At 56.7% G+C, this 25,239-nt stretch carries 25 protein-coding genes, 1 tRNA gene and 2 pseudogenes; 13 read left to right on the forward strand and 15 right to left on the reverse strand.

Annotated elements, in window-relative coordinates; genetic code table 11:
- Window positions 1–315: 315 nt before the first annotated feature.
- Both IPN28_11865 and IPN28_11870 read right to left on the reverse strand, forming a co-directional pair.
- Window positions 316–1,335, reverse strand: a complete 1,020-nt coding sequence (locus tag IPN28_11865) for an RluA family pseudouridine synthase (GenBank protein ID QQS56939.1) — start codon at window positions 1,333–1,335, stop codon at window positions 316–318.
- Window positions 1,332–3,017: a hypothetical protein gene (locus IPN28_11870; GenBank protein ID QQS56940.1), complete on the reverse strand. Its 1,686-nt coding sequence runs from the start codon at window positions 3,015–3,017 to the stop codon at window positions 1,332–1,334. The genes IPN28_11865 and IPN28_11870 overlap by 4 nt, the downstream gene beginning before the upstream one ends.
- A 59-nt stretch (window positions 3,018–3,076) precedes the next feature.
- Between IPN28_11870 and IPN28_11875 the strand changes: the two genes are divergently transcribed.
- The 4 genes from IPN28_11875 to IPN28_11890 all read left to right on the forward strand — a co-directional run bounded on the left by IPN28_11875 (window position 3,077) and on the right by IPN28_11890 (window position 5,332).
- Window positions 3,077–4,105 (forward strand): glycosyltransferase family 1 protein, encoded by a 1,029-nt coding sequence (locus IPN28_11875; protein ID QQS56941.1) that lies wholly within the window; start codon window positions 3,077–3,079, stop codon window positions 4,103–4,105.
- A 90-nt stretch (window positions 4,106–4,195) separates the two neighbouring features.
- Window positions 4,196–4,558: a response regulator gene (locus IPN28_11880; GenBank protein ID QQS56942.1), complete on the forward strand. Its 363-nt coding sequence runs from the start codon at window positions 4,196–4,198 to the stop codon at window positions 4,556–4,558.
- A gap of 95 nt (window positions 4,559–4,653) precedes the next feature.
- Window positions 4,654–4,728: transfer RNA gene (locus tag IPN28_11885), tRNA-Val, on the forward strand.
- A gap of 217 nt (window positions 4,729–4,945) precedes the next feature.
- On the forward strand, window positions 4,946–5,332 hold the full coding sequence (locus IPN28_11890) for a hypothetical protein (protein QQS56943.1): 387 nt from the start codon (window positions 4,946–4,948) through the stop codon (window positions 5,330–5,332).
- On the opposite strand, the pseudogene IPN28_11895 reads toward IPN28_11890, so the two are convergent.
- The 9 genes and pseudogenes from IPN28_11895 to IPN28_11935 form a co-directional block, all read right to left on the reverse strand.
- Window positions 5,216–5,815 (reverse strand): annotated as a pseudogene (locus tag IPN28_11895) (recombinase zinc beta ribbon domain-containing protein). The gene IPN28_11890 and the pseudogene IPN28_11895 sit on opposite strands and share 117 nt — an antisense overlap.
- Window positions 5,792–6,262: pseudogene (locus tag IPN28_11900) on the reverse strand (recombinase family protein). The pseudogenes IPN28_11895 and IPN28_11900 overlap by 24 nt, the downstream one beginning before the upstream one ends.
- Window positions 6,259–6,585 (reverse strand): hypothetical protein, encoded by a 327-nt coding sequence (locus tag IPN28_11905; GenBank protein ID QQS56944.1) that lies wholly within the window; start codon window positions 6,583–6,585, stop codon window positions 6,259–6,261. Before IPN28_11905 ends, IPN28_11900 begins: the two are co-directional and overlap by 4 nt.
- A gap of 63 nt (window positions 6,586–6,648) precedes the next feature.
- Window positions 6,649–6,966 carry a hypothetical protein gene (locus IPN28_11910; protein ID QQS56945.1) on the reverse strand — a complete coding sequence of 106 codons (318 nt, stop codon included), beginning with the start codon at window positions 6,964–6,966 and terminating at the stop codon, window positions 6,649–6,651.
- 142 nt (window positions 6,967–7,108) lie between these two features.
- Entirely contained in the window at window positions 7,109–7,579 is a 471-nt protein-coding gene (locus tag IPN28_11915) for a hypothetical protein (GenBank protein QQS56946.1), read from the reverse strand.
- Between the two features lie 42 nt (window positions 7,580–7,621).
- Window positions 7,622–8,173: a hypothetical protein gene (locus IPN28_11920; GenBank protein QQS56947.1), complete on the reverse strand. Its 552-nt coding sequence runs from the start codon at window positions 8,171–8,173 to the stop codon at window positions 7,622–7,624.
- A complete protein-coding gene (locus tag IPN28_11925; protein ID QQS56948.1) occupies window positions 8,155–9,432 on the reverse strand; it encodes a type IV secretory system conjugative DNA transfer family protein in 1,278 nt (425 codons plus the stop codon). Before IPN28_11925 ends, IPN28_11920 begins: the two co-directional genes overlap by 19 nt.
- Window positions 9,433–9,838: 406 nt before the next feature.
- Window positions 9,839–9,982 (reverse strand): hypothetical protein, encoded by a 144-nt coding sequence (locus tag IPN28_11930; protein ID QQS56949.1) that lies wholly within the window; start codon window positions 9,980–9,982, stop codon window positions 9,839–9,841.
- A 30-nt stretch (window positions 9,983–10,012) separates the two neighbouring features.
- A complete protein-coding gene (locus IPN28_11935; GenBank protein QQS56950.1) occupies window positions 10,013–10,315 on the reverse strand; it encodes a hypothetical protein in 303 nt (100 codons plus the stop codon).
- Window positions 10,316–10,727: 412 nt separating this feature from the next.
- Between IPN28_11935 and IPN28_11940 the strand changes: the two genes are divergently transcribed.
- Complete coding sequence (locus tag IPN28_11940) at window positions 10,728–11,234, forward strand: hypothetical protein (protein ID QQS56951.1); 507 nt, start codon at window positions 10,728–10,730, stop codon at window positions 11,232–11,234.
- Between the two features lie 84 nt (window positions 11,235–11,318).
- Here IPN28_11940 and IPN28_11945 read toward each other — a convergent pair whose 3' ends face one another.
- The 3 genes from IPN28_11945 to IPN28_11955 all read right to left on the reverse strand — a co-directional run bounded on the left by IPN28_11945 (window position 11,319) and on the right by IPN28_11955 (window position 13,280).
- Window positions 11,319–11,738, reverse strand: coding sequence for a hypothetical protein (locus tag IPN28_11945; protein QQS56952.1), 420 nt, complete (start codon window positions 11,736–11,738; stop codon window positions 11,319–11,321).
- A gap of 92 nt (window positions 11,739–11,830) precedes the next feature.
- Window positions 11,831–12,637: a hypothetical protein gene (locus tag IPN28_11950; GenBank protein QQS56953.1), complete on the reverse strand. Its 807-nt coding sequence runs from the start codon at window positions 12,635–12,637 to the stop codon at window positions 11,831–11,833.
- A gap of 268 nt (window positions 12,638–12,905) precedes the next feature.
- Window positions 12,906–13,280 (reverse strand): hypothetical protein, encoded by a 375-nt coding sequence (locus tag IPN28_11955; GenBank protein ID QQS56954.1) that lies wholly within the window; start codon window positions 13,278–13,280, stop codon window positions 12,906–12,908.
- Window positions 13,281–13,344: 64 nt separating this feature from the next.
- On the opposite strand from IPN28_11955, the gene vsr reads away from it, so the two are divergent.
- From vsr to IPN28_11980, 5 genes are all read left to right on the forward strand, one after another.
- Window positions 13,345–13,776: a DNA mismatch endonuclease Vsr gene (vsr, locus tag IPN28_11960; protein QQS58626.1), complete on the forward strand. Its 432-nt coding sequence runs from the start codon at window positions 13,345–13,347 to the stop codon at window positions 13,774–13,776.
- 22 nt (window positions 13,777–13,798) lie between these two features.
- Entirely contained in the window at window positions 13,799–15,175 is a 1,377-nt protein-coding gene (locus tag IPN28_11965; GenBank protein QQS56955.1) for a DNA cytosine methyltransferase, read from the forward strand.
- Window positions 15,168–15,965, forward strand: a complete 798-nt coding sequence (locus IPN28_11970; GenBank protein ID QQS56956.1) for an endonuclease — start codon at window positions 15,168–15,170, stop codon at window positions 15,963–15,965. Before IPN28_11965 ends, IPN28_11970 begins: the two co-directional genes overlap by 8 nt.
- Window positions 15,966–16,099: 134 nt before the next feature.
- Window positions 16,100–16,489, forward strand: coding sequence for a hypothetical protein (locus IPN28_11975; GenBank protein ID QQS56957.1), 390 nt, complete (start codon window positions 16,100–16,102; stop codon window positions 16,487–16,489).
- Window positions 16,490–16,823: 334 nt separating this feature from the next.
- Window positions 16,824–17,495: an antirestriction protein ArdA gene (locus IPN28_11980; protein ID QQS56958.1), complete on the forward strand. Its 672-nt coding sequence runs from the start codon at window positions 16,824–16,826 to the stop codon at window positions 17,493–17,495.
- Between the two features lie 24 nt (window positions 17,496–17,519).
- Here IPN28_11980 and IPN28_11985 read toward each other — a convergent pair whose 3' ends face one another.
- Window positions 17,520–18,251, reverse strand: coding sequence for a hypothetical protein (locus IPN28_11985; protein QQS56959.1), 732 nt, complete (start codon window positions 18,249–18,251; stop codon window positions 17,520–17,522).
- Window positions 18,252–18,478: 227 nt separating this feature from the next.
- Here IPN28_11985 and IPN28_11990 point away from each other — a divergent pair, with 227 nt between their 5' ends.
- Genes IPN28_11990 through IPN28_12000 form a run of 3 tightly spaced genes read left to right on the forward strand, consistent with a single transcriptional unit; the run spans window position 18,479 to window position 25,200 of the window.
- Window positions 18,479–23,386 carry an RHS repeat protein gene (locus IPN28_11990; GenBank protein QQS56960.1) on the forward strand — a complete coding sequence of 1,636 codons (4,908 nt, stop codon included), beginning with the start codon at window positions 18,479–18,481 and terminating at the stop codon, window positions 23,384–23,386.
- Window positions 23,386–23,775, forward strand: a complete 390-nt coding sequence (locus tag IPN28_11995; GenBank protein ID QQS56961.1) for a hypothetical protein — start codon at window positions 23,386–23,388, stop codon at window positions 23,773–23,775. The genes IPN28_11990 and IPN28_11995 overlap by 1 nt, the downstream gene beginning before the upstream one ends.
- Window positions 23,776–25,200 carry a hypothetical protein gene (locus IPN28_12000; GenBank protein QQS56962.1) on the forward strand — a complete coding sequence of 475 codons (1,425 nt, stop codon included), beginning with the start codon at window positions 23,776–23,778 and terminating at the stop codon, window positions 25,198–25,200.
- Window positions 25,201–25,239: the final 39 nt, after the last annotated feature.

A 25,239-nucleotide genomic window follows, 5' to 3' on the forward strand; every position in this document is an offset into this window, starting at 1 on the left:
CTAAAATCGTTGTGATCGTTGTGCCCGTTGTGTTTTAAAAAACTCTGCGCCCTCAGCGCCTCTGCGGTCAAAAAAACGAAGTCGGGCTTCACAATAAAAAACCGCCCGAAGGCGGTCAGTTTTTGTATCTTTTTGGTTTGGTTTGAGGCTGCCTGGCCGTTCCGGCTCTAATATTTCTATAATTCCCTCACGCCCCTGGTTATTCGTATTGGGTCATCTCTTATTCGGTTAGGAGCAGAAATCTATGCGTGGTGCCGCGCATTCTTACTCTCTATCTTCAGAATAGCTAAAATTTTATGTAAATTGCAAACATTATTATTTATCTAATATTTTCAGCAACTTAGAGAAATCAGCAGGCGGCGGCGCCTCAAACGCCATCTCCTCCTCCGTCCGGGGGTGGATAAACCGCAAAGCGGCGGCATGAAGTGCCTGCCGGGGAAATTCGCAGATTTGCTCGATTTCATCGGCTTCATACCCGCCCTTCTTGAGTTTGGCCACCAGCGCCGTTTTCTGCGGCCCATAAAGCGGATCGCCGACCAGCGGATGCCCCAGAACCTGCATATGCACCCGGATCTGGTGCGTCCGCCCGGTCTCCAGTTCGCACTGAACCAGCGAACAGGCCTCCTTATACTTGGCCTGCACATGGTAATGCGTCCGCGCATCCCGCAACCCAGCCCCGCTGGTGCCCATCTTCAAACGGCTGTTCCGGTCTCGCCCGATGGGTCGGTCCACAACTCCCTTAATCGGAAAAGGCACACCAAGCACAACCGCATAATATGTGCGGCTCAGACTCCGATCCGAAAGCTGTTCGGCCAGAAAGCGATGCGCCTTATCGTTCTTCGCCACGATCATCAGACCGCTGGTGTCCTTGTCCAGCCGATGCACGATCCCCGGCCGCACCACACCGCCGATCCCCGACAGACTCCCCGCACAATGGTAAAGCAAGGCATTGACCAGCGTGCCCGTCCAGTTCCCCGCGCCGGGATGGACCACCATCCCCGCCGCCTTGTTGATGACCAATAAATCCTCGTCCTGATAGACGATATCCAGCGGCAGGTTTTCAGGTTCGGGAACGCAGGCCACAGGCGGCGGCAGATGGACGGTCACCGCGTCCCCCGCCTTCATTTTGTGCGAGGCGACCATCAGCGGCGCCTCATTGAGGAAAACTTTTCCCTCCTCCATCAGCGCCTGCAGACGGGTGCGCGAAAGATCGCCGGAAAGCGAAGCCAAAGCCTTATCGGCCCGCTGTCCGGCCAGTTCTGGCGGGACGGTAAATTCCAGCAGCCCTTCCCCGGACTCTTCGTCCGGCGCATCTTCGGGATCATCAGCCTTCATGGCAATACCGCTTCGGGTTTAATACACGGGTCTTTATAGTCGTCCGGCCCGTTCCCTGCAAATATCCAGCCATCCTGCGTGGTATGAAGCGTATCCCCCTCCTCTTCGTCCGCTGCGCCGCCCGCGCCGTCTCCTTCCGGCGTCTCGATCGACTCGGCGACTTTCTTGTTCAAAAGCTCAAGCCCGGAGAGAGATTTTTCCGGCACGGGCGCTTCGGGCAAATTGGCCGCCTTTTCCTCCGGCGCCTTGACCTCCGCCTCCGGCAAAGCGCCGACGGTCAGATCGGCCTGCGAAAGACTGGCCTGAGTGAGCCTGACCGTATCGGGCATAGACTTATCCGAAACCGCCGGAGCAGGTGGCCCAACAGCCTCATTCATCCCCGCAAACTTCTGATAAATCTCGGCATGGGGAACCTCAGTGGTCCCGGCCACCAGATACCGCCCATCCGAACCGATAACAAACTGAAACGCCTCCCCGCCCAGTCCCTTGAAGAAACTCTCGCCTGACAGCGTGACGCCGCGGGGGGTGAGCAACAGCATATGGACATAATCCATCTTCCCGATGATCGTTCCATCCGCCTCCATCAGCGGCTTTTTCGTCCCCTCTTCGCCCTCGGCCAAAGGAACCCGGGCCTGCAGCATCAGCGCAATCAGCCCGTTCGGATGCACCCCCAGATCAATCGCGGAGTAATGATAGGCGCCGTTATAAAACCTCTGCCAGCGCATCTCCCCGCTCGATCCGTCCAGAAGCATCAGCCAGCTTCCGGTAGTCCCCGCATCGACGGGCAGCGCATCACCAAGCGCAAGAACCGTATCGTTCGCGTAAGCGACTGATCGCTTGATCTGCGAAGCCTGCCCCCGGCTGAAGGTCTGCTGCCAGATCAACGCGGCATCCGCCCCCGTCTTCATGATCCATCCGGTCTTCTTGCCAACCTCGTTCTCGACATAGCCGCTGGCCAGAATAACTTCCGTCTTGTCCGCGCCGGAAACCCCGCTCGAAACACCGAGAATCTCAGAGTTCGCGCCCATCACATAGGCCCGCTTGGACAGAATTTTTCCCGTCTCGTCCAGCAAGTGAATTTCAGGACTTTTCGAAAGGACAGGCTTTTCCTTCGTCCCCATCTGCTTTTCAACGGTCACCGAGAGGATGATCCGCTTCCCGTACACACTTAAGGCCATATCCTTGGCCACCAGATCGCGCTTCGAATCGCGAAGGACTTTCTGCGCCTTGAAAGCGCCTTCCCGGTCGAAAAATCCGAGCCAGATATTCTTGGTCTCACCCGCCTTATGCCGGTTCGCCGCCAGAACGATCCGATCGCCGATCTTGAGGATTTTGACAACCTCCGTCACCGCGCTGACCTGATGGTATTTCTGCCAGGTCACGCGGCCTCTCCGGTCGAACCCCGCCAGCATGATGATCGGCGTAACACCCTCCAGCGGCACCATCTCCCCGGCGGCAAAGACCGTATCGTCACCCAGATCAAGGACAGATTTAAACCGCTCCTGCCGCGGACCTTCGCCCACCCCGGAATCCCAGAGGCTGTAGGAACCGAAACTCGGTTCAAACAGCGAGGTCAAAGTTTCAGGAGTCGGCTCACAGACCTCCTGCGCCCGCGCAACTCCCGGCGCAAGCCCACAAATCACGACGAGCATAAAACGCAGAAGGATAAATCTGTTGAGCATTCGGCAGGTCACAGGTAGAATCGCAACCCTAAGTCTAGAACCCGTCAGGACAAATGTCTATGAAAGTTCTGATCCTGTCAGACGCTTGGCACCCCCAGATCAACGGGGTCGTGCGGACCTATGAACATCTCTCGCACGAACTGGAAAAACGGGGCCACGAGGTGCAGGTCTTCGGCCCCGCGCATTTTCCGGCCACCATGCCCATGCCCTTCTATCCCGAAATCCGTCTGGTCATCAAACCCTACCGCCGCCTCAAGCGCATGATCGAAGAATATGCGCCCGATAAAATCCACATCGCCACCGAAGGTCCGCTCGGTTGGGCCGGACGTAAATATTGCCTCAGGCACAAGCGGAGTTTCACGACCTCCTACCACACGCAGTTTCCCGATTACATCGCCAAGCGCTTTGCGTGGCTGATCCCCCCGCTCTATAAAGCCGTTCATCAATCCGCCATACGCCTTGTTCGCAATTTCCACAACGCCTCGCAAACCGTCATGGTCTCAACGCCAAGTCTGGAGCAGCAGTTGCGGCAATGGGGATTCACCGCGCCGATGAAACGCTTTTCCCGCGGGGTGGACACCGCCCTCTTCCACCCCGGCCCAAAGACTCTCTTTCAGGATTTGAAAAAACCCGTCGCCCTCTATGTCGGCCGCATCGCCATCGAAAAAAACCTTGAGGGTTTTCTGGAGATGGACTGGGAAGGCTCGAAGGTGATCGTCGGCGACGGACCGGTGCGCCAGCGCCTGAAAAGGAAATATCCCCATGTGCATTTCGCGGGGACAAAACAGGGCAAGGAACTGGCCGCCCACTATTGCTCGGCGGAGATATTCGTCTTCCCGTCAAAAACAGATACGTTCGGCATCGTATTGCTGGAATCCCTCGCTTGCGGACTGCCCGTAGCCGCTTATAATGTCACCGGACCGAAAGATATCATTAAGGAGCCATTTCTTGGCGCTCTGGATGACCAGAACCTCGCGGAAGCGGCCCGAAAAGCCATGGCGCAGGGCATCCCTGAAAAATGCACGGAATATGCGGGCAAAAACTTCAGCTGGGCCAGCGCAGCGCAGCAATTTCTGGAGGCGCTTTAACCCCCCCATAGTGTATATTCGAACTTTGTATTTGCACTCTTGGCCCCGCACCGCTTACACTCCCAACCTTAAACGATAAAAGACTTGAGAATGGCCAAAATACTGCTCGCCGAAGACGACCCCTCAATGCTCAATTTCCTTGAAATTGCGCTCAGAAGGGCGGGCCACGACGTCCTCCCCGCTTCCGACGGGCTGGAGGCGCTGGAGGTGCTCGAAGACGGGGAGGAGTTCGACCTCCTCCTGACCGACATCGTCATGCCCGGCATTGACGGCATAGAACTGGCTCAGAAAGCCATGCAGATCCAGCCGGATTTGAAGGTCATGTTCATCACCGGCTTCGCCGCCATGGCCGTCAGCACCCACAGGGAAGAAATGAAGAATACCAAGCTTTTATCCAAACCCTTCCACCTCAGCGACCTCGTCAGCCAGATCGAGGAAATCCTGGCCACGTAATGATAACGGACAAAGATTATGGTCCGCCCCGCCGGAAACGGCTTGATCTTTTCGGGGTTTTTGTTTACCTGATAGCTCCTATCGCGCATAAGAGTGGGCGGTTAGCTCAGCGGTAGAGCACTTGCTCGACACGCAAGGGGTCACAAGTTCAATCCTTGTACCGCCCACCATTCCTCTTTCTGGCGCGGAAAAATCCGCTAGCGCCATGAAAGGCAAAGCTAAATTCGGGGTTCTAAACCCCTCATTCCGCGCATAGTGGAGATTGTCGGCAAAGGCCAGTTTCAGCACCGTGCGCTTGCACTCAATGCGGTCGAAACTCCAAAGCTTCCAAGGGTTTGAAAGAAACGTGAGCGCCGTTCTAAGTGACTGGTCGAAACTCCTGAGCGGTTGACCGCCGGACGCGATTTTTTCCGCCAGAGCCAGCTTCTCCTTGGTCAGCTTTTCAACGCGCTCTTCGAGCGCATAGGCGACAAGCTGGGTCTTGGCCTCAACGATCCGGTCGAGCAGCATTTCAATCTGGCCTTCGGTGTCCTTGAGTTGCCCGCGCAGCGCTTGCAAGCGGCTGGCGCTGTTCTCGCGGCGCATGTCCCAAGCGCGTTTGAACGTCGCGACCGCAAGGTGGAAGAGGTCTGCGGAGGGCGTGAGCGTTTTGAGGAGGGCTTCGAACTCGCCCTCGATCTTGGCCCGCTGGATCGACTTGCCGTACACTTCGCAGCCGCGCTTGGGGCAGAGATAGTAGGCATACAAGCCGCCCTTGCTGCCCCGCGACCATGAGGCCGTCAGCGGCGACCCGCAGCAGCCGCAATGAACGAAGCCGCGCAACGGGAAATCCTTGCTTAAATCCTTGCGGGCCGGAGCGCGTTTATCGCCGTCGAGGCGGGCGATAATCCGGTTATGCGTCTCGACGCCGATGAGAGGCTCATGCAGCCCCTTGCGGAGGGACACATCCCAGTACGGCGCGGCAATCAGCCCCGCATAGACGGGGTTCCTGAGCATCGCGGCAACGCGGGTTTCATTGACTCGGCCCGTGCGCTTGCCGGAGCAGTTGCGCGGCCATTCGGGATGACTTTCAAGAAAACGCTGGACCTCGGCCTGAATCTCGAATCTGCGGGAGGCATAGCCTTCCAGCGCTTCGCGCACGATGGGAGCGAAGGTTTCGTCGGGCACAAGGACGCTGCCCGAGCCTTTGACCTTTTTGTATCGGTAGCCGATGGGTGCGCGCGTGACGGCGTAGCCGCGTTCGACCCGCGAAGTCATTTTCTGGATCACTTGGATACGGTTTTCTTCGCGCTCCAATTCTCCATGCGAAACGGTAATCGTCTCGTGATGCCTGCCGTGCGGCGTGTTATCGAATCTGAAATTCGGGCTGGCGACCACCGCGCCATATTCATCGAACGTGTCGCGCAGTTCCCAGTAAAAGCGTGTGCGGCGGGCAAGGCGCTTGAGATCGTCGAAGATCACCACGTAACGCTTGCGGCGGTTGGATTTGAGGTGTTTGAGAACGCTCACCATGCCGGGGCGCGTCATGAAATTGTGGAAGCCGGACTTGCTGTCGTAAAAGACAGCCTCGACAGGAACGCCGAGTTTCGCAGCGTGGCGGCGGCAAAGATGTTCCTGGCTTCCGCTGCCATCGCCTTCGTCTTCCTGTTTCTTGCTGGATACGCGCACGTACAACAGGGCGGCATCGACGTTCTGGGGATTCATGATTCCTCTCTTTCCAGCCGCCCGTTTGCAACGGCTTCAAATTCTCCTTCAATGCAATGATGGAAACAATCTAGCTCATCCCCCGGCGCATCCGAAGAAATTTCCGCGTATTCGGGAAGAGCGAAGGGGATAGAATTGACGCCCCAGCCAAGATCGACGAACGCGCACATGATACGCCAGACGATATGGATGTACTCGGTCTTCTGATCTTCGGTCAGATCGGTATGGGCGAGGAAATGCGCGAACTCCTGCGCGTCGAACTGAAGGGCGAGGTTGCCGTGAGGCGGGCCTCTTTCATGGGTGGGTGGTTTGGGATCGGTCATGGCGGATATCTTTCATCATGGGGTGAAGCACGCCCGCGTTCCTGCGGGCGTGCGGCGTTGGGTTCAGAGCGCGTTGCGGTATGCATCGGTCAGGCTCTCTTCATGTTGAGGTTCAGGTTCCGGGGCATGGTCGCGACGCATGACCTTGACGGCTTCATAGGCTTGCCGCGCCAGTTCCGCGATCCGCAGCAACTCGCTTCCTGAGAAGCTGTACGAATCTTTCAGAGCGCCATCGTTGGCGTGATAGGTGCGGGCCAGCATCGTCGAATAGAGGACGCCGTTCTCGCCTTCGTTTTCCCAGATGGTGGCCTTGAGCGCCCCGTCGCGGATGACTTCGAGAGGCTTGTTCTTCGCGAGAGTGTTAGGCGGATGTGCATTCATGCTTGGTTTTCCTTATCTGTTTGGGGAACAAAAAAGCGGTCCCGTTGCGCTTCAAAACACGCAAAACGGGGCCGCTGATTTGTAATTAGAACATAACACGAACATTTGTCTTCATGCAAGAAAATATTCCTAATACGGACGATTACTTGCGACGGCTGGCACCCTTGTTTCGCGGTTGATCTTTCGACTGCGCGTCCCGCTTGGCTTTGAACGCCGCGAGGTCCGAGCGTTCATCGTAAGGGAGTTCGGGATCGCCTTCCTTTTTGGATGTGTGCGATTCTTCCCGCGTGATTTCCACCCGGTGTTCCTGTCGAAGCGCGTTCGTGCGGGTATAGGCATCCCGCGCGAGTTCCGAGACGCGCAGGAGTTCGGTACCCGAGAAGGAGTGACTATCCCTGTATGCACCCTCATCGTCCTGCCATGTGCGAGAGAAAACGGTGCTGAAGGCGGGGCCGTTCTCGCGCTCGTTCTTCCAGATGGTCGCCTTGATGTTGCCGTCTCGCAGCACGTCCTCAGGCCGATTGGATTCGGGCTGCGGAGCCTTCGCGGCTTCTTGCGCCGGAGCTTGCGTGTTCACTTGGGCGTTGCCGGGATCGTGGGTGCGGTCTGTCATGGTCGTCTCCTTTCATTTGTGGGCTATTCATTCGCGGGCCATTCATTCCCGCGATTGCGTTTCACGCTTGCGGTTTGGTTTGGCGTCCGCACGGCGCTTTTCGATGAAGGTTTCGCGGGTTTCGATTTCGCGGAAGGTGAAGGTCACGCGCATCTGTTGCGGCTGTATCGGCGAGTAGGCTGGCGTTTGCGTCAGCGCGTCCTTGTCTTTCTTGCGGGCGGCGCGGTGCTCATCCCACCAAGCGCGATTGAAGGCGGCGCGGTCCGGTCCCATCGAGAGCGCCGGAGATGGCTTCAGGACGGGCTTGGGTTGTTCGCGGCGGATCATGCCGGAGCCATCATCTTGGCGGCGCGAAAGCTCAAAGCGGCGCTGCGCTTCACTCTTTCCCAGATCGCGCTTTTGCGCGGCAATCAGCGGATCGCGGGCATTGTCGAACGCTTCGCGGGAGGGCGGAGCGGATTGGTAGAACTTCGGCTCACCGCCCGGAAGATCGGCGCGGTGCGCGTGAGAATAGCTGCCAAGGCCCGAGTCCTGCTTCATGGTTGGCGCTGTGTCATGCATTGTCTTGCCCTCTTTCACCGGAGCACCGACCATTCACCGCCCACATATTGCGGATAGTGCGCGAAGCGGTGCGGAACAGACTCGCGCTTGACCGAAAGCCAGCGTGTCCGCCCGAAGCCGAGTGTAACGCGCACTTTGTCGGCGGGAGGGTGATACGGGTTCGGATGAAACCGCCCTGCCATGAAGGACTGCTGATAATACGGTTGGCGCTGCGCGAAGACCGGATGCTGGAGCGCATCGGCGAAAATGAAGGCCGCATCGGGCCGCGCATTCAGGACTTCATCGGGCGTTTGCAGCGGGCGCATCTGCTTGGAGCGGTGATGTTCGGCTTGCTTGTAATGACCAAAGGCGATACCTGCACCGAGCGGGTCTTCGCCTGTGAGCAGCGATTGCAGAATCCGGCTTTTGGCCAGACGGCTCTGGCCCTGCTGGAGCGTGTCGTTGAACTCCAGCGTCTGGGTGCCGAGCATCGTCGAGACATCCTTGGCCGAGCCAATCTCGCGCAGAGCGAAGTAGATTTGCAGCGCCGCGCTTGAGGTGATGATCGTCTTGGCGTTCGGCCCGAGCGCATTCATCTGTTCGGTGGACTGGAAGACGGCCCACGGGCGGATTCCAATGCCTGCTCCATAGGTGAAGAGCTTGACCACGAGCGGGAAGTTATTGAGCTGGGCGCATTCATCCAGAATCCAAGTCTGTTGCGGCGCGGACGGGGCGCGGGATTTGTAGATCATGGCGGAAACGAAGATCGCCTTGATGACCGGAGCCCAGGCATCGACGAACTCAGCGGGCGGCATCAGATAGACCTGCCAGCGTTGCTGGAGGTCCGTGAGCGCGTCCATATCGAAATCATAGGGCGGAGAGACGGAACCCATCAGAACCGGGTCCGAGAGGCACGAGAGCGCCTTGAAGACTTCACCCAGTATCCCCTGAAACCCGCCCGCATTGTCCTTGCGCGAACGGTTGATCTCTTCTTCCACGCGCACCGCGACCGGAAAGGCGGACGTGTGCATGAGGTACGCGAAATCCAGCCATTCCTCGCCCGCGCCGGGGATCAGGTTGACCGCATGGTAGAGATCGGGAAGCGTGAGCGTTCCGTGCTTTTCAACCAGCGTGAGGATCGTCCCTTCGAGGATATCCCGCGCCCGCATCTCGAAATACTGGGCATTGGCCGAGCCGGAGAGCGGGATCATGTTCTCGGTGAAGACTTTCACGTCCGAAACCAGCGTGTTTGATCCTTGCCGGATGTAGGAGACGGGGTTGAGCCGATTGCGCGGCAGCCCGTGCAGCCCCAAAGGGATTCCAGTAGGCGCAGAACTTCTGATCGGGAGTCTGGTCCTGCGAAATCGCCGCCAGCTCGCCCTTCATGTCGAGCGCCAGCAGCGATCCGCCGCTGAATGTCCCTGAGCAGAGATTATAGGCGAGGACATCGCGCAGCTTGCCCGAACGCGCCCCGGCGGTGAGCAGAAGCCCGCCCGCGCCGTGATACCAGAGCGGCTGACCGTCGAAAAAGCCGACGAAGAGAGATGTAGGCGTTTGCCGGAAGAACCCGGCATCGGCGAGTTCGCGCCTTTCGGCAAAAGCGGCGCTGCCATAGCGATAATGCTCATTGCGCTCATGGATCATCATGGGGACTTCCAACAAAAAAGCCGGACGGCATGAAAGCGGTCCGGCTCATAAGGTTGAGGCACGGCTTGGCTTTCAGAAGATCATGCTGAGAACGCCAAGGATCATCAGGCCGAGGATGATGGTCCCGGTCACAGCATCCCAGTCGATGACCTTCTTGTGGGTTTCGAACGGGCGGATGTGATAGCCCTGTCCGGTTTTCTTGTGCTTGGTGAACATAATTTTCTCCTTTCTGCGGTGTTGAGGGGATCAAAGGAACCGGGCGGCAATCGCGAGGCCGCCCATGACGAGCGCGGTTGAGATTGACGCCCGCGCCGAAAAGAAAATCAGCAGCGCAACAATCAGCCACCAGACGAAGGCGGCGATGTCTTCGAAGCCAACCCCATAATGGCTGACGGTGAAACGCTGGACCCAGCCGACGCTGCGGTCATAGGCAACGGGCGTGGCGAAGAACGCGACGACGACCGCGATGACGTTGGACAAGCCGATGACCGACGACATGAAGATCGAACGGCCAACCTGATTTTGGTTTTGCTGTTGCCAAAGCTGCATGACGCGACTCCTTTCGTGAGAAGGAGCCTACGTCAGGCGTAGAGCGGTTTTAGGGGGATACGCCAACTCTAACCATGTTTCTGTGGCAGATTGCCGCCCGCAAGTGATAGAATTCCAAAAGACTAGAAGACATTTAGATGCGGTCTTTGAGGCTTAAACAGACGATCGAAGGCCTGCTTGCGGAAGTCGTTGGAAAGCGCGCAAGAGAAATACTCCATTTGTGTGCTGCCAAGTGGTCCTTCGCTACTGCGCTGGAGCGCGAGTAATCAGTTGTGACAATCGCATTGTTGAGGATTGAGATAAGATGATGCCTTCTGCGAAGTTTTTTTGCCAAGCTGTGGCCTATGTCCATTTGGCTCAAATGATCCCGTGGGTACAGGACGTAGGCCCCAGTCCTGTGAAGGAGGCTATCATGAATAAAATGCTGCCAGCTGTGCATATGATCGCCGTGGTGTCGGCATTTGACCATGGTCTTGAGGAGTTCATCAATTCCAATGCCATTGAATGGCCGCGGAAATTGCCACGAACACTCAATAATCGTATTGATGTTTTAGCACAGAGCTTCGACGAAAAGATAACTGCGCGTCTGCACGAGGTTCGAAAGTGGCGGAACAAGGTCGGGCACATTGAGGCAGGCAAAGCGCTTGAATTCATTACCTGGGATATGTTGAAGGAGGCTATCGATCATATGTTTGATGCCTTCTTGGTGTTGGGCTATTTTTCAGAAAAGCCCGTTTTCGAAGGAAAATATCAGCGCATTCCTGAATTGTTTCTCGACGCTCCCGGTCCCAGCGGCGAGCGGGTGCGCCATATGCATCTGCTCCAAGTTTTGTTGAATGGCGAACCGTTTCTAGAAACCGAATCCAACATCAACTACGGGTCGGCTCAATCCGAGCAAGCGGATCGTAAGATAGGCTAAGTCTCACGACGGTTTCTGAGTTCCGCCAAAAATTGTGTGTTTCGCCATTGGCCTATTTGCTTGCCATTCTACATCAGTATTGGGTCAGGGCAGACTCCAGAACCCTAAACAGCGCAGGATCGTCGCCAGAATCCGCACACGTTCCTTCGCCTCACCGCGCACATAGGGTGTGATGTGCGGAGGGCATGGGGTGCAACAGAAATCGCGGAACCAGTCGCGGATGTGCGGCACTTCGAAGACCTCCATGTCTAGGAAGACCGTGCGCCCCGCTTGATCGACGATGCAGCCGCGCAGATCGCGGTACTGATCGGTCAGGAAATCCAGCCAGTGATAGCTGGAGATGTTTAGGACAAAGCAGAAGTCGCGCAGCCTGCGGATGAAGACGGGATTGGAGAGTTCCCGGTCCGTGACCAGCCGGACTTGGGTGCAGGTGTTTTCGATAATGCAGAGCGAACACGATCCAGCGGAAAGACTTCGGCGGCTTGCTGTGAAGAACGTGGCCATGACCGCATCCCTTGCGCGGCCCAGCCCAAACGGTGGACCTGTTCAGGGATATAGGTAACATGGGCTACCATGTCAATACGTGGGCTACCACGTTATGGCGAGGGATCGTCCCCTTTGTCGCCATGCTGCTCCAGAAACTCGATAAGGGCTTGTTCGGTCAGGTCTTTCTTCTGCATCCCCGTGGCCTTGAGGAAGGCATCGACACGTTCGGACGTGTCTTTGCTGATCCGCGCCTGATAGCGGGCATCATACCGATTCACCTCGGCATGGGGGGATAACGCGGGATCGGGGAGTTCGTCACGTTTGCGGTGGGGGCGTTGCTTTCCAGTCTTCGTCTCTGTCAAATCCGGCTGCGGTATATATTTGAACCGCGAAATTACATGCTTGTTGAAATCATAAGTGAATTCGATTCTAAAGAATTTTGAGGTGACCGTGCAAGAATAATAGGACGGGTTTTTCTTGAGCGTTCTTTCGACAATGATGGGATCGCCAGTCGGTCCCTGTTCGCCTTCTTTCTTGCGGTAGGCATCGAACCCCGACCATTCGCCTTCGACATGGGCGCGTCCGCTGAAGACATCGGCAATGGCCGTCATCAGGAGATTGCGGACGGCAGGATCGGGACGGAAGCTCAGGACCAGACGCCCCTCAAGCTGTCCGGTGGTTTCATCGACGCCGCCCAGCAGGGCATAAGTGAGTGCATACCCGTCCAGAACCGTGTGCTTCACGAGGGGCGCAAAATCGCTGTCCGGCTGATCCCAATCTTCGAGCAGGCTGCACGGGATAAGCCAAGTGTCGGGGGCAATCAGGATCGGCGCAAGGGTCCGTTCCCCGTCAAGCGTCTCCATCCCGTCAGCATGGGAGGAACTCTTCGGGCCATGTCTTCTTGTCTTGATCGCCATGCCGGACTTTCAGGAATCGGCAGCGCATCGGCAGCCGGATGTTGGGATACCATCTTTCGGACAATCGCGCCAAGGGGGTTGGGTTGGCGCAGGGAAAAATGAAGCGCAAGCCTCATCGGGCTGGGCGTGTAGTACGAAGCATTGATTGTAGTACGGCCCCGGTTTGCCAAAGTGGAGGACCGCAAGATGTGCGTTGTAGTACAACGCCATCTTGGCAAGGGAGGCCCGCTAGCGCGCCTCCCGTTGCATCCCTCCCGGCCTGTGGCGCTCATCCGGCATTGAGCCAGACCGCGCCATCAAGCGTATCGCCGCTTGACCACGAGCGGGAGACTTCGCTCTCCCTGCACCCATCGCTCAGGGGCTTTCGCGCCCCTTGAAACCCACTCGTCAGGGTGCTGGCCCCCGACACCCGCCATTCAGGAAAGCCTCCGTGCTCTCCCGAAACCCTCATGGCAAACGGATGTCCGTTTGATCGACAATCAGGGGAGCCTTCAAGCTGCCCCCGATCCCCCCATGACCAACCGTGCGCCGTTTGGAGTCCGTCAGAGGCTTTCGCGCCCCTGAACCTACGACTCGCTTGCCGAAGCTGGACCCACGGCCAGCGATCCGCCGCTGGAGCACGTTCGCGGCGATCCGTCTTCATGCCCAAACCTTCCAGCCACGTGCTATCGTTTGCCGATGAGAACCGGATTCGTTCGCCTGACGCCATGACCGATACGCGCACACCCGAGCAGCGGCGACGGATCATGCAATCGGTCAAAACCGCAGATACCGAACCCGAGTGGTCCGTTCGAAGGCTGCTCTTTTCTCTTGGCTACCGATACAGGCTGCATCGAAAGGACTTGCCCGGATGTCCAGACATCGTCCTGCCTAGCCGTCGCAAGGCCATTTTCGTCCACGGTTGCTTCTGGCACGGCCACTCGTGTTCGAAGGGCCGTGCGCCGAAATCCCGCAAAGACTATTGGGGACCGAAAATCGCTGCGAACCGGGAGCGCGACGCCCGGAACCTGTGCAAACTGAACGATCTCGGATGGGCAACGGCGGTTGTCTGGCAGTGCGAACTGGCCGACAGGGACGCTCTGGCCGTGCGTCTCAAAAGCTTTGTTGAAGACAAGACAAATCGGGGCGACAAAACGTGAACGAATTTGTAGGATGTCTCTCATGACGATTCGCAAACCGAAATCCGGCAAAGCGCCGCCGAAGTCTTCAAGACCGATAGGGATCGACCTCTTTGCCGGAGCGGGCGGCATGAGTCTGGGATTCGAGCAAGCGGGGTTCGATGTCGCCGCCGCTGTGGAAGTCGATCCGATCCATTGCGCCATTCACAAATTCAATTTTCCACGGACGGCTGTGATCCCGGTATCCGTGTCCGCTCTGACAGGCGACGATATCCGCAAGCAGGCAGGAATCGGGGACAAGCGTGTCGCCTGCGTCTTCGGCGGTCCGCCCTGTCAGGGGTTTTCCCTCATCGGACACCGTGTCCTCGACGATCCCCGGAACTCGCTGGTCATGGACTTCGTGAGGCTCGTTTCAGAATTGGAGGCCGACACCTTCGTTTTTGAGAACGTCAAAGGGCTTACGGTTGGCAAACACCGGGCGTTTTTGGACGAGCTTGTCGAAGCCTTCGAGGCCCGTGGATACAAAGTGCGCCTTCCGTGGCGCGTATTGAATGCCGATTGCTTCGGCGTTCCCCAGCACCGCGAACGTCTGATCATTATGGGCGCACGAAACGGCGCAACCCTCCCTGAGTATCCATTGCCCTCGACAAACCCCGCAGACGGAAAACGGAATATACCCGGTCTATCGCAGGGACCGACTTGCGGGGATGCGATCGGGGATTTGCCGGATGCCGAGCGCTTCGCGAGTTTGGTCGAACACGATGCGATCGAAACGGCAAAGTTCGGGAAACCGTCCGCCTATGCCGCCGAGATGCGCTGCCTAGCGAACGATTCCTGGCACTACGGTCATGTCAGGGACTGGAATCCCGCTGCGTTGACGTCGAGTTGCCGGACGGCGCACACCGATATTTCCAAGCGCCGCTTTTCGGAAACCGAACCCGGCGCGGTCGAGCCGATCAGCCGCTTCTTCAAGCTTGCGCCCGGCGGCCTCTCCAATACTTTGAGAGCGGGAACGGACGGAGCGCGGGGCGCGTTCACGAGTCCGCGCCCGATTCACTACAAGTACAACCGTTGCATAACCGTCCGCGAGATGGCCCGCCTTCATGGGTTTCCCGACTGGTTTCGGTTTCACGCAACGAAGTGGCATGGCGCACGGCAGATCGGCAATGCCGTACCGCCCCCGCTTGCCCGCGCTGTCGCCGGAAAAGTCTTGGAAGCGCTCAACGTCAGGGCAGAGCGACCCGAAGGCGTCATGGAACTTGGCGATACGACTTTGCTCTACATGGAGCTTTCTGAGGCGGCTGAACACTTTGGCGTTGTAAAGCCATCGTCGAAACGCGACCGCAAGAGCGGCGCAAAAAAACGCAAACAGCATGAGATAGAGGCGGCCCGAACACGGCTGAGGGTCGTAAATGGCTAAGAAGGAAAAACCGGAAAATCGGTATAAGGTGCTGATCGAGCGTATCTTCTTCAGCCACTGGACGAAGGGTGCGACCGAGTTCGAGTTCGAACGCGAAGAGATCGAAGCCGTCGCCAAAGAGCTGGATATCGCATTGCCGAAAAATCTCGGCGATATCATCTACAGCTTCCGGTTTCGGGTGCCTCTGCCCGATCGCATTCTTGAAACGCAGCCGGAAGATCTTGAATGGACCATCCGGGGAGCGGGCAAAGCCAAATACCGCTTCCAGTTGGCGAAAGTTACGCGGATCGTGCCCAACCCCAATCTCGTCAGCATCGCCATTCCCGACGCCACGCCCGAACTGATCAGAGCCTATGCGCTTGGCGACGAGCAAGCCCTTCTCGCGATCGTCCGTTACAACCGTCTGATTGACACGTTCCTCGGGCTGACGACCTACAGTCTCCAGAACCATCTGCGGACTACAGTAAAGGACATCGGCCAGATCGAAATCGACGAGCTGTATATCGGCCTCGACAAACATGGCTGTCACTATGCGATCCCCGTCCAAGCCAAAGGCGGAAAAGACCAGATCGGAATTGTGCAGATCGGGCAGGATTTGGCATTCGCAGCCGAGTCCTTCCCGAATATGAGGTGCAGGCCGATTGCCGCGCAGTTTATGGGCGGCGGTGTGGTGGCGCTGTTCGAACTGACCCTCGAAGGCGACGAAGTGAAAGTTGTCGAGGAGCGGCACTATAAACTTGTGCCTGCCGACCAGCTCGATCAAAGCGCCATCACCAACTACCGAACCTGATACCAGTCCCTTTATTCCAAGGTTTCGCGTTTCGCTTTGCTTGCAGGCAGCCCCGATCTAAAAATCCTTTCCCATGTATCTGTCGGCGGACCGGGCGTTGCGCCCGACCGCAGGGATAAGGAAAGGATGAAGTCATGATCGTGTTTCCCGAATCCTACCGTTCGGACAGCGAGGAGCGGCTGATCGGGCGCATCAGGGACAATCATGCGATGACCGAGGGCCAGCGCGTCGCGGAAATCCGCAAGCGCTTGCGGGCGCTGATTGCAGGCCGGAAACCGCTCGACGCGGCGCTCCTTGTGCGCCACGCGCAGACGCTGCGGACCATCCTTCAAGTCTCCAGCCTCCGGCGCGAAGAATTCAATACGCCTGCGGCCCTGTTCGCGGCGATCATCCTGCGGGCGCCGTTGCCGGGAATCGACGATCATGAGCGCGAATTGCTGGGTCTGCACTCCGCAGAGTTTGTAAAAGTCGTCGAGACCTTTGACCGCCAACAGGCGAAAGCGGCATCTGCGGAGTCGGCTTGAGCCTTTCTTCTTTCTGGTCCGCAGAGCGGCCCGTTGATTGATCCGTAGACGTTTGTTTTGGCGCGTCCGGCGGTGCCGGACCGGGCTCTCGTGAACGGAACCGCCTGAAGCGTTTCCGCCATCCGGCATCCATCCCTCGCGCAAAGTCTGAGTGAAGAAAAAACTTAGGGCGTTTCGCCCTCGGCGCGCTTCAAGGACAATCGGCGGTCTCCCGAGGCTCCTCCGCTGCGCTCCGTGCGCCCGCCGCAGATTCTCCTTTCCGCTTGCACACCCCCTGTTCGCCACGAGGCAGGGTTGCATGAGCAACCCATTTCCTAAGAAAGGAAACCCTCCGATGACGGACCTCTATCTCTGGGGCAAACACCCCGCCTATGCCAACGGCCAATGGATCAAGCTGGAGCGCAACGCCAGCCCGAACGAAATCGACTCGCGCAAGGCGCAGGGCTTCGAACTGGCCGAGCTTGAATTGGGCAAGCACCCCGAAACCTTCAAAGACGAAGAAAGCGCAGTCCGCATTTATGTCGCGTGTCTGGCCGCTTACAATGACGGCATTCTGCACGGGCGCTGGATCGACGCCACGCAGGGCGAGGAGCACATCCGGGACGCCATCAAGGCGATGCTGGCAAAATCCCCGATCATGTTTGCCGAGGAATGGGCGATCCATGACCATGAAGGGTTCGAAGGGATCGGCATCAGCGAATACGCCGATATGGCCAGCGTGTGCGCGATTGCCGCCTTCATCGACGAATACGGCTCCGTTGCCGCGAAACTGATGGAGCATTGCGGCGACCTTGAAGACGCCAAGGAGACCATGCGCGACCGCTACGCGGGCGTTTATTCATCCGTGGCCGACTTTGCACAGGAATTGACCGAGGAAACCACGCAGATTCCCGAGAACCTGCAATATTACATCGACTGGGAAAGCATGGCCCGCGATCTGGAAATCAACGACATCCTCGCCCTCGAAACCGGATTCGAGGAAGTGCATATTTTTTGGCGTCACTAGGCGGAAAATGAGGGAGCCGAGGGCTTACCCGCCCTTGGCATCTTTTGCGGAGTGCTTCAGGGGCTTGGGTTCGGGCATTCCAAGGTTTTCTATGGGCCGTGTCTTGACGCGCTTGTGGTTCTCGAAGGCGAGAACGGTTTCGAACGGCACCTCCTGCTGCGTCAGGGTATAGAGAATCTTGCCGCCCGCATTGCTTTTGGCGACGGTGAAAAACCCGGCAAAAATAAGCTGCACCTTGTTGTCGCCGAAGACGGGATTGAGCCCCGCGCTCGAAATCTGCCCGTTCAGCCAGACGAAGCGGATGCGCGTGGCGCACCCGGCCTCGATATCGTCCTGATCCAGCGGCAGCGGAAATCCTTCTTCCCCGAAATTCCCCAGCCCTTCGATATCCGTCTTCGGATCGGGCCAGCATTTGGTGTAAACCGGATTCTCAAAGCGGTCCGTTGTCGCAAGCAGGATCGGATCGTCAATCTGGCTCATGTCGATGGGTGCATACCGGAGTATGGTGGTATCCAGCCAGACGGTCTGTCCGTCATTCTTCTCCAGAAATTTGTGAATCGCGCCCTCGGGATTTGCCTCAAGGACGTGAACGGGATCGGAGAAGGCCGGATATTTCTCAAGCTCCGCTTTTTCCTGCGCGGTAGGCGGTGCGTCTTTCGCTTGAGCAGCGTGGGCCATTTGCGGACTGCAAAGAACAACCGCGCCCGCAGCCAGCAACAGAGAATAACAGATCGAAGACAACACTATTCGGTTCATATCGGAACTCCTCACTTCACGTAACAAATATCCACTCACAATAAATCACCGGATCGCAGTCAAACAAAAATAGTTCGCAACCAAGAGTCATTTTTCTTGCTTCTCTATTCTTACTTTTTTTAAGATCGTCTTCGCAACATTTTGCGTATTCTGATTTCATTTTTATTTTTTGCGCGGCGATCAAACGATCACTGCACCGCGTTCTTTTATATTGTGGGGGTTATTTCATGCGTTCAGGATTTTCCGCGCCCGTCTCATTCTTGCGCCTGCTGGCTGTTCTCGGGGTCTTGGGAATTTTGACCGCTCCGGCCATCTCCGCGCAGGCGGGCGACTGCGGCACCTCCTATACGTGCAGCGATGTGACAAACTGGTGGTATCCGGCCACAAACCCGAACGTCAGCTATCCGCAGAATCCGCTTTACGGCAGCTTCACGTCCGCCCGCGATTTCTATTCCTGGGCGAACTGCGACGGGTTTGTCACCAAATCCTCCGTGACCGATACATGGGACAATAAAGCGACCAAGCAGCCCAATACGCAATGCACGACCAAACAGTTCACGAGCAACGACATCAACGGCAACGTGCAGTACAACAGTTCAGCCCCGCAGGCGATCCAGCAAATCCATGGAGGAAGCGCGGCAACGGACAATCAGGGAGCAGCCAACGGCTACTACAATAACGCCCTTGTGGACGACACGCTCTGGTTCACGAGTCCGGGCGCCAGCGCAGGAAACCCCAAAGAGGTGCCGTTCCGGCTGTGCTTCAAATACGGCACAACGCCCGGTCCCAATCCCTACAATACGTATGGAGACGCGGAAGTCTCAACCCAGCTCACCAAGTTCGCTTATCTGGGCACTCTGGCCCAGATCAATTCCTCATGGACATCGGGGACCAACACGATCAACCGGGGCGCGGCCCCGAACTGGACGACCGACAAATGCAATACGGGCAAGTGGACGCTCACAGGTCCGGGCGGCGGCGCTTATTCGCGCCTGACCCTCAATACGATCGGGACGCGCTATTATTACGCGCCGCCGATCCATCAATACCGGCGCAACGGCAAGGTCGATGGCAATTTCCAGATTACGGGGATGCCCGCAGGCGTGACCTGCAACAGCGCTTCGGGCGTGTTTCCGGGCTGCGATTTTCCCGCCGATCCGCTGGAGACACCCGGCGAGGACCGCAAGAAAGAGCCGGATAATTCCTGCAACACCACGGCTAACCCGATCAACTTCGCCTACGGCTTCAAGCTCCAGACCGAGAATGATTACACGGGTCCAAGCCTGCTGCAATTCACGCGCATCTACCGCAGCAACGGCGACTGGCTGAATTTCAATCTCGGCAAATACTGGCGGCACAACTACGACCGCACGATCACGCTGGTCACCGGGCCGCAATCCAAGGCCGTCGAGATCACCACTGCCGAAGGCACGGCCTACAAATTCCGCTCCGATGTGGCCGTCAATAACTGGCAGGCGCTGGACTCGGATGTGAAGGCGACCTTCACCGAGCTTTACGACGCCACGCCCACCCTGATCGGTTATCTCTATACTGATGAAAACAAGACCAAGGAAACTTACAACACCAGCAGGAAGCTCACCCGCATTGAAACGCAGGGCGGCGAAGCGCTCAACCTGACCTATGACGGATCGGGGCGGCTCTCAACCGTGACGGACGAGCACGGGCGCAGCCTGACGCTCACCTATGACGGCTCAAGCCGAGTCTCCACCGTCGTCACGCCGGACGGCACCTTCACCTATACCTATGGAACGAACAACAATCTGACGCAGGTCACGAAGCCCGACACCAAGACCCGCATCTACCATTATGAAAACACCACTTTCGTCAATGCGCTGACCGGCATCACTGACGAGATGGGTGTGCGCTATGCGACATGGGGCTATGACGCGCAGGGCCGCGCCAATTCCTCCTCCCATGCCGGGGGCGTGGACGATTACACCCTGACTTATAACGCCGACGGCACGATCACCGAGACCAACCCGCTCGGCAAGCAGACGATCTATACCACCACGGTCATTAACGGCCTGCGGAAAATCACCAAAGTGGACGGGGTGGCCAGCGCCCACTGTCCCGCCGCGAATATGGCCTATACATATAATTCCAGCGGCTACCTCGCTAGCACGACCGACTGGGAAGGCAACCTCAGCAATTACACCACCGACGCCAACGGTCTTGAAACCGCCCGCGTCGAAGCTGTCGGAACGGCGGAAGAGCGCACGATCACGACAACCTGGGATACAAGCCTGCGCCTGCCCGATGTCATCACCGAGGCTGGAAAGACGACCGACTACGCCTACGATTCCTTTGGCCGCATGACCTCCGTGACGGTCAAGGATACGGCGACAAACGAAACCCGCACGACGACCTATACCTACTGGAGCAATACGACCGGACCGGGCGGGCAGACCATCTTGGGCCGCTTGAAGGAGATCGACGGGCCGCGCACGGATGTCACGGACAAGACGACTTTCACCTATGACGCCAGTTTCCGGCTGATCAAAACGACGAACGCGCTGGGCCAGTTTACGGAAACAACTTCGTTCGATGCTGCCGATCGTCCGCTGATTGCCAAGGATGAGAACGGGATCGAAACCCGCATGACTTACGATGCGCTCGGGCGTCTGAAGACCGTCAAGCGGGCCTTCGGCACCGCGCTCGAAGCGCTGACCACCTTCACCTATAACTTCAACGGCGACCTGACGCAGATCGACTCGCCCAACGGCGCGACCGTCACCTACACCTATGACACTGCCCGCCGTTTGACGGGCATGGCGGACGATCTCGGCAACACGGTCACCTATACGCTGGACGATGCCGGGAACATTCTGACCGAGACCCGCAAAGACCCGGCCAACGTCCTCAAATACACGCACAGCCAGACCTTCGATGAGATGTCGCGGCTCTTAACCAGCGTCGGGGCTGGAGCCGGATGGACGCGCTCTTATGCCTATGACAAGAACAGCAACCAGACGACTTATACAAATGCCAACAACCACGCGACGAACTTCGCGTTCGACGGACTGGACCGGCTGGTCACAGCGACGGACGCGCTCTCGGGCGTGACCACCAACACAATCAACGATCTCGACCAGACCACCGGCATCAAAGACCCGCGGAATAATTCTACGACCTATGCCTACAACGCCTTCGGAGACGTGACCCAGATCGTCAGCCCCGATACGGGCACGACGATGTTTGTCGTGAACAAGGCGGGCAGCATGACCCAGCGCGCCGATGCGCGGGGCGTGGTGACGAACTATACCTATGACGCGCTCAACCGGCTGGCGACTGTGGCCTATCCGTCCGATACCACGCTCAACATCACCCTGACCTGGGACGACAACCCAACGCCCGGAAACTGCGGCACGTCGATTGGCCGTCTGTGCCGCGTCGTGGATGCGGCGGGCACCACGGATTACAAATACAACGCCCTCGGCCAGTTGATTGAAGTCAAGGAAGTCCGTGGCGCACTGACCTTCACCACCGCTTACGAATACGACCTCGCCGGAGTCCTGAAAAAGATCACGCTGCCTTCGGGGCGGCAGGTGACCTATACGCTGAACGGCAACGGGCAGGTGACGAACGTTTCTGCCCCCGTCAACGGCACGGCCACGACTCTGGCCTCTTCGATTGCCTATCTCCCTTATGGCCCGATGACGGGTCTGACTTACGGTAATTCAAAGACGCTCAGCGCGACCTACGATCAGGATTACCGCCCGACCAACCGCACGGTGTCCGGGGTCTTTAACCACGCCTACGACACCGACAATGACGGCAACATCACGCAGAAGGGTGTGCGAACCTATACCTATGACGTTCTGGAGCGCCTGAACGCTGAGGCCGGGGGCACGGCCACGAGCTTCACCTATGATCCCATCGGCAACCGCCTGACCGAGACTTATGGAACTCTTACCAGCAATTACGCTTATCCCTCGACAAGCAGCAAGCTGACTAGTGTGAACACGTCTAATTACTCTTACGACGCCATGGGTAACGTCATAAATGACACGGTTTTTGATTATTCATGGAATGCAGCTGGCTTACTGAAGCAGACAAAAGTTGCAGGGACAAGTGTGGTTGCAGGAACGTACACGTCTAATTTTAACAAGCAGAGATCGAAAAAGGTCACAAGCTTAAACACATATAACTATATTTATGGGCTGGATGGGCTGCTTTATGGAGAATACGACAATTCCGGCAATCTGATTCGCGAGTATGTCTGGCTGCACGGCGAACCCCTTGCCCAGATCGACAAGTCGGGCGGGACGGAAACCGTCACCTACCTGCATACGGATCATCTGGCAACGCCGCGCTACGGCACGAACACGGCAGGGTCAACTGTCTGGACGTGGGATTCCGGTGCTTTTGGCAGAGAAGTGCCAACAGCTACAGCTGTTATCAATTTACGTTTTCCTGGTCACTATTATGATGAGGAGACCGGAAGGCACTACAACTGGAACAGATACTATAACCCGGCCACCGGGCGCTATATCTCCAGCGATCCTATTGGCCTCGCGGGCGGCCTCGCCACCTACAACTACGTCAGCGCCAGTCCGGTTATGTTCAGCGATCCGGAAGGGTTATTTGATGACAGCCCCTGGCCACAGCCACAAACGGAGACGGAAACAGACCTGCCAAGAAGCATCGCTAACGCGATTCCAAAAGTGTTGCGGTACTGTAGATTGGCCGGTGGTGTAATTGTAATGGTTATAATGCCAGTCAATGAAACCTGTGCGACTGCTCCGGAAAAATTTGGACCACGCGAGTGTGGGGCAGGATTTGACTGCAAGGATATTTATAAAGAAATTGAAGAAGCTCTCAACGAAATCAGAGACAGATATATGCAGATGTTCCGAGACCCTCTTAATCTTTACAATCGGCGTCGCTTGCTCTCAGATAGGACGAGTAGACGCGAAGGAACTTGGGAGGGACATCAAATAGGTTTCAACAATACAAAGAGGCGGATAAAAAAGTGGGTGGACTTAGCGGAGCATTATGGCTGCAAAGATTATAACAAGGAAGCCTTGGAATGGCTAAAAAAATCAGCGCCAGAAAAACCAATGATTGAAAGGATAAAGGATATAGGATCGCAAAAATCTAAACAGGAAGAGTGATGAAAATGATTGATATTTCTGAACTCGCAGACAAATACGTAACCTACTCGTCGTTAGATGAAGACAAAAAGGAGCAACATCTGTATGAAGAGTCCCTATTTATTTTGCAAGAAATGGTAAATAATGAACCAGAGACAGCATGGAATGTCATTTTAGAGATTATAAAAAGAACAGATAATAAATGGGTCTTAACTTTGCTAGGATGTGGAGAGCTAGAAAGCTTACTGGGAAGGCATTTTGATCAATTTATTGACCGTTCTGAAAAAGAAGCACGTGGGGACAAAAAGTTTGCTTTTGTGGTTTCATGTGTTTGGCAGAACAGGATGTCGGATGAGCAATATGCTCGGTTAGATAGGCTGGTAGAGGAGCTTGGTTTAGAGCGGGAGTAAATGCTGAATCAGCAAAGTTCGATTACCTATCTGCCCTTCGGCCCCCTAACGGGCCTGACCTATGGCAATAGCAAAACCCTGAGCGCCAGCTACGATCAGGATTACCGCCCCACGAACCGCACCGTTTCGGGCGTCTTCAACCATGCCTACGACACTGATGCTGACGGCAACATCACGCAGAAGGGTGTGCGGACCTACACCTATGACGTTTTGGAGCGCCTGAACGCCGAAGCCGGAGGCACAGCGACCAGCTTCACCTATGACGGGATCGGCAACCGCCTGACGGAAGTGGCGGGCGGCACGACGAATTACACTTACCCGTCCACGAACAGCAAACTCTCCTCCGTCGGGGCAAACAGCTACACCTACGACGCCATGGGCAATGTCACGGGCGACACGGCTCGCACCTATGTCTGGAGTGCGGCGGGGCTGCTCAAGGAAGCGAAGATCGGCGGCACCACCGTCGGCGCGTATACCTATTCAACCAATAACCAGCGCACGAAGAAGGTCGCCGGGGGAACGACGACCCATTACGTCTATGGCTTGGGCGGGTTGCTCACTGGGGAATACGACAATAGCGGCGTACTGATCCGCGAATATGTCTGGCTGAACGGGGAGCCGCTGGCGCAGATCGACAAGTCGGGCGGGACGGAAACCGTGACCTATCTGCACACGGATCATCTGGCGACGCCACGCTACGGCACCAACGCGGCGGGCAGCACGGTCTGGACATGGGATTCCGGCGCGTTCGGGAAGGAGGCGGCGACGGGCACCGCGACCGTCAACCTGCGCTTTCCCGGCCAGTACTATGACGCCGAATCCTCGCTCTTCTACAACTGGAGCCGCTACTACAATCCGGCTACCGGACGATACATAACAAGTGATCCAATAGGGCTGGAGGGAGGACTGAATACCTTCAATTACGCCGCCCAGTCACCGCTAACTAGCATTGATCCAGAAGGGCAAGAAGAGATCGACATAAATCAGCATATAACGTCTATAATTGAAGAACAGATTTTTGGCGTAAACGTTTGTGGATGTATTTTGAAAACGTTTATGGGTATTGATGATTTGATCTTGGTAGGAACTGCTATTGTTGGGTCTGATGTAGGAGGTTTTGAAAAGAAAAGAGTAACGATCGGAGAAGGCGGCCCATCAGGCAACAAGACTAGCTCGTTGAGTAAACGGCAACATAAGAAAATTGTAGAATTAAGAAAAAAACTAAAATTAGGAAAAGAACGTACTCGCAAGATTCAAAAATTACGAAAAGCACGTGAAATAGGTCGAAAGCTAGCCAAATTCTGGGTTCCAGGACTTGGGTTAATACTTGTCGTGTATAACGTATATGAGTATACTGAGTGTGCAATAAATTGTGAGGTCGTCAACCGAAAGGGGCCGATTTGTGCGGCTAAAGAAGTAAATTAATATGAGTGTAAAGAAAATATGAAGTGGTACGGAACATTA

It is taken from the genome of Alphaproteobacteria bacterium (genome assembly GCA_016699735.1).
Lineage (GTDB): Bacteria > Pseudomonadota > Alphaproteobacteria > Micavibrionales > Micavibrionaceae > JAGNKE01.

Excerpts from the sequence above, each read along its gene's own strand:
- IPN28_11865 (QQS56939.1), bottom strand. The coding sequence starts at position 1,335 with ATGAAGGCTGATGATCCCGAAGATGCGCCGGACGAAGAGTCCGGGGAA.
- IPN28_11870 (QQS56940.1), bottom strand. The coding sequence starts at position 3,017 with ATGCTCAACAGATTTATCCTTCTGCGTTTTATGCTCGTCGTGATTTGT.
- IPN28_11875 (QQS56941.1), top strand. The coding sequence starts at position 3,077 with ATGAAAGTTCTGATCCTGTCAGACGCTTGGCACCCCCAGATCAACGGG.
- IPN28_11880 (QQS56942.1), top strand. The coding sequence starts at position 4,196 with ATGGCCAAAATACTGCTCGCCGAAGACGACCCCTCAATGCTCAATTTC.
- IPN28_11905 (QQS56944.1), bottom strand. The coding sequence starts at position 6,585 with ATGACCGATCCCAAACCACCCACCCATGAAAGAGGCCCGCCTCACGGC.
- IPN28_11910 (QQS56945.1), bottom strand. The coding sequence starts at position 6,966 with ATGAATGCACATCCGCCTAACACTCTCGCGAAGAACAAGCCTCTCGAA.
- IPN28_11915 (QQS56946.1), bottom strand. The coding sequence starts at position 7,579 with ATGACAGACCGCACCCACGATCCCGGCAACGCCCAAGTGAACACGCAA.
- IPN28_11920 (QQS56947.1), bottom strand. The coding sequence starts at position 8,173 with ATGGTCGGTGCTCCGGTGAAAGAGGGCAAGACAATGCATGACACAGCG.
- IPN28_11930 (QQS56949.1), bottom strand. The coding sequence starts at position 9,982 with ATGTTCACCAAGCACAAGAAAACCGGACAGGGCTATCACATCCGCCCG.
- IPN28_11935 (QQS56950.1), bottom strand. The coding sequence starts at position 10,315 with ATGCAGCTTTGGCAACAGCAAAACCAAAATCAGGTTGGCCGTTCGATC.
- IPN28_11940 (QQS56951.1), top strand. The coding sequence starts at position 10,728 with ATGAATAAAATGCTGCCAGCTGTGCATATGATCGCCGTGGTGTCGGCA.
- IPN28_11945 (QQS56952.1), bottom strand. The coding sequence starts at position 11,738 with ATGGCCACGTTCTTCACAGCAAGCCGCCGAAGTCTTTCCGCTGGATCG.
- IPN28_11950 (QQS56953.1), bottom strand. The coding sequence starts at position 12,637 with ATGGCGATCAAGACAAGAAGACATGGCCCGAAGAGTTCCTCCCATGCT.
- IPN28_11955 (QQS56954.1), bottom strand. The coding sequence starts at position 13,280 with ATGAAGACGGATCGCCGCGAACGTGCTCCAGCGGCGGATCGCTGGCCG.
- vsr (QQS58626.1), top strand. The coding sequence starts at position 13,345 with ATGACCGATACGCGCACACCCGAGCAGCGGCGACGGATCATGCAATCG.
- IPN28_11965 (QQS56955.1), top strand. The coding sequence starts at position 13,799 with ATGACGATTCGCAAACCGAAATCCGGCAAAGCGCCGCCGAAGTCTTCA.
- IPN28_11970 (QQS56956.1), top strand. The coding sequence starts at position 15,168 with ATGGCTAAGAAGGAAAAACCGGAAAATCGGTATAAGGTGCTGATCGAG.
- IPN28_11975 (QQS56957.1), top strand. The coding sequence starts at position 16,100 with ATGATCGTGTTTCCCGAATCCTACCGTTCGGACAGCGAGGAGCGGCTG.
- IPN28_11980 (QQS56958.1), top strand. The coding sequence starts at position 16,824 with ATGACGGACCTCTATCTCTGGGGCAAACACCCCGCCTATGCCAACGGC.
- IPN28_11985 (QQS56959.1), bottom strand. The coding sequence starts at position 18,251 with ATGAACCGAATAGTGTTGTCTTCGATCTGTTATTCTCTGTTGCTGGCT.
- IPN28_11990 (QQS56960.1), top strand. The coding sequence starts at position 18,479 with ATGCGTTCAGGATTTTCCGCGCCCGTCTCATTCTTGCGCCTGCTGGCT.
- IPN28_11995 (QQS56961.1), top strand. The coding sequence starts at position 23,386 with ATGAAAATGATTGATATTTCTGAACTCGCAGACAAATACGTAACCTAC.
- IPN28_12000 (QQS56962.1), top strand. The coding sequence starts at position 23,776 with ATGCTGAATCAGCAAAGTTCGATTACCTATCTGCCCTTCGGCCCCCTA.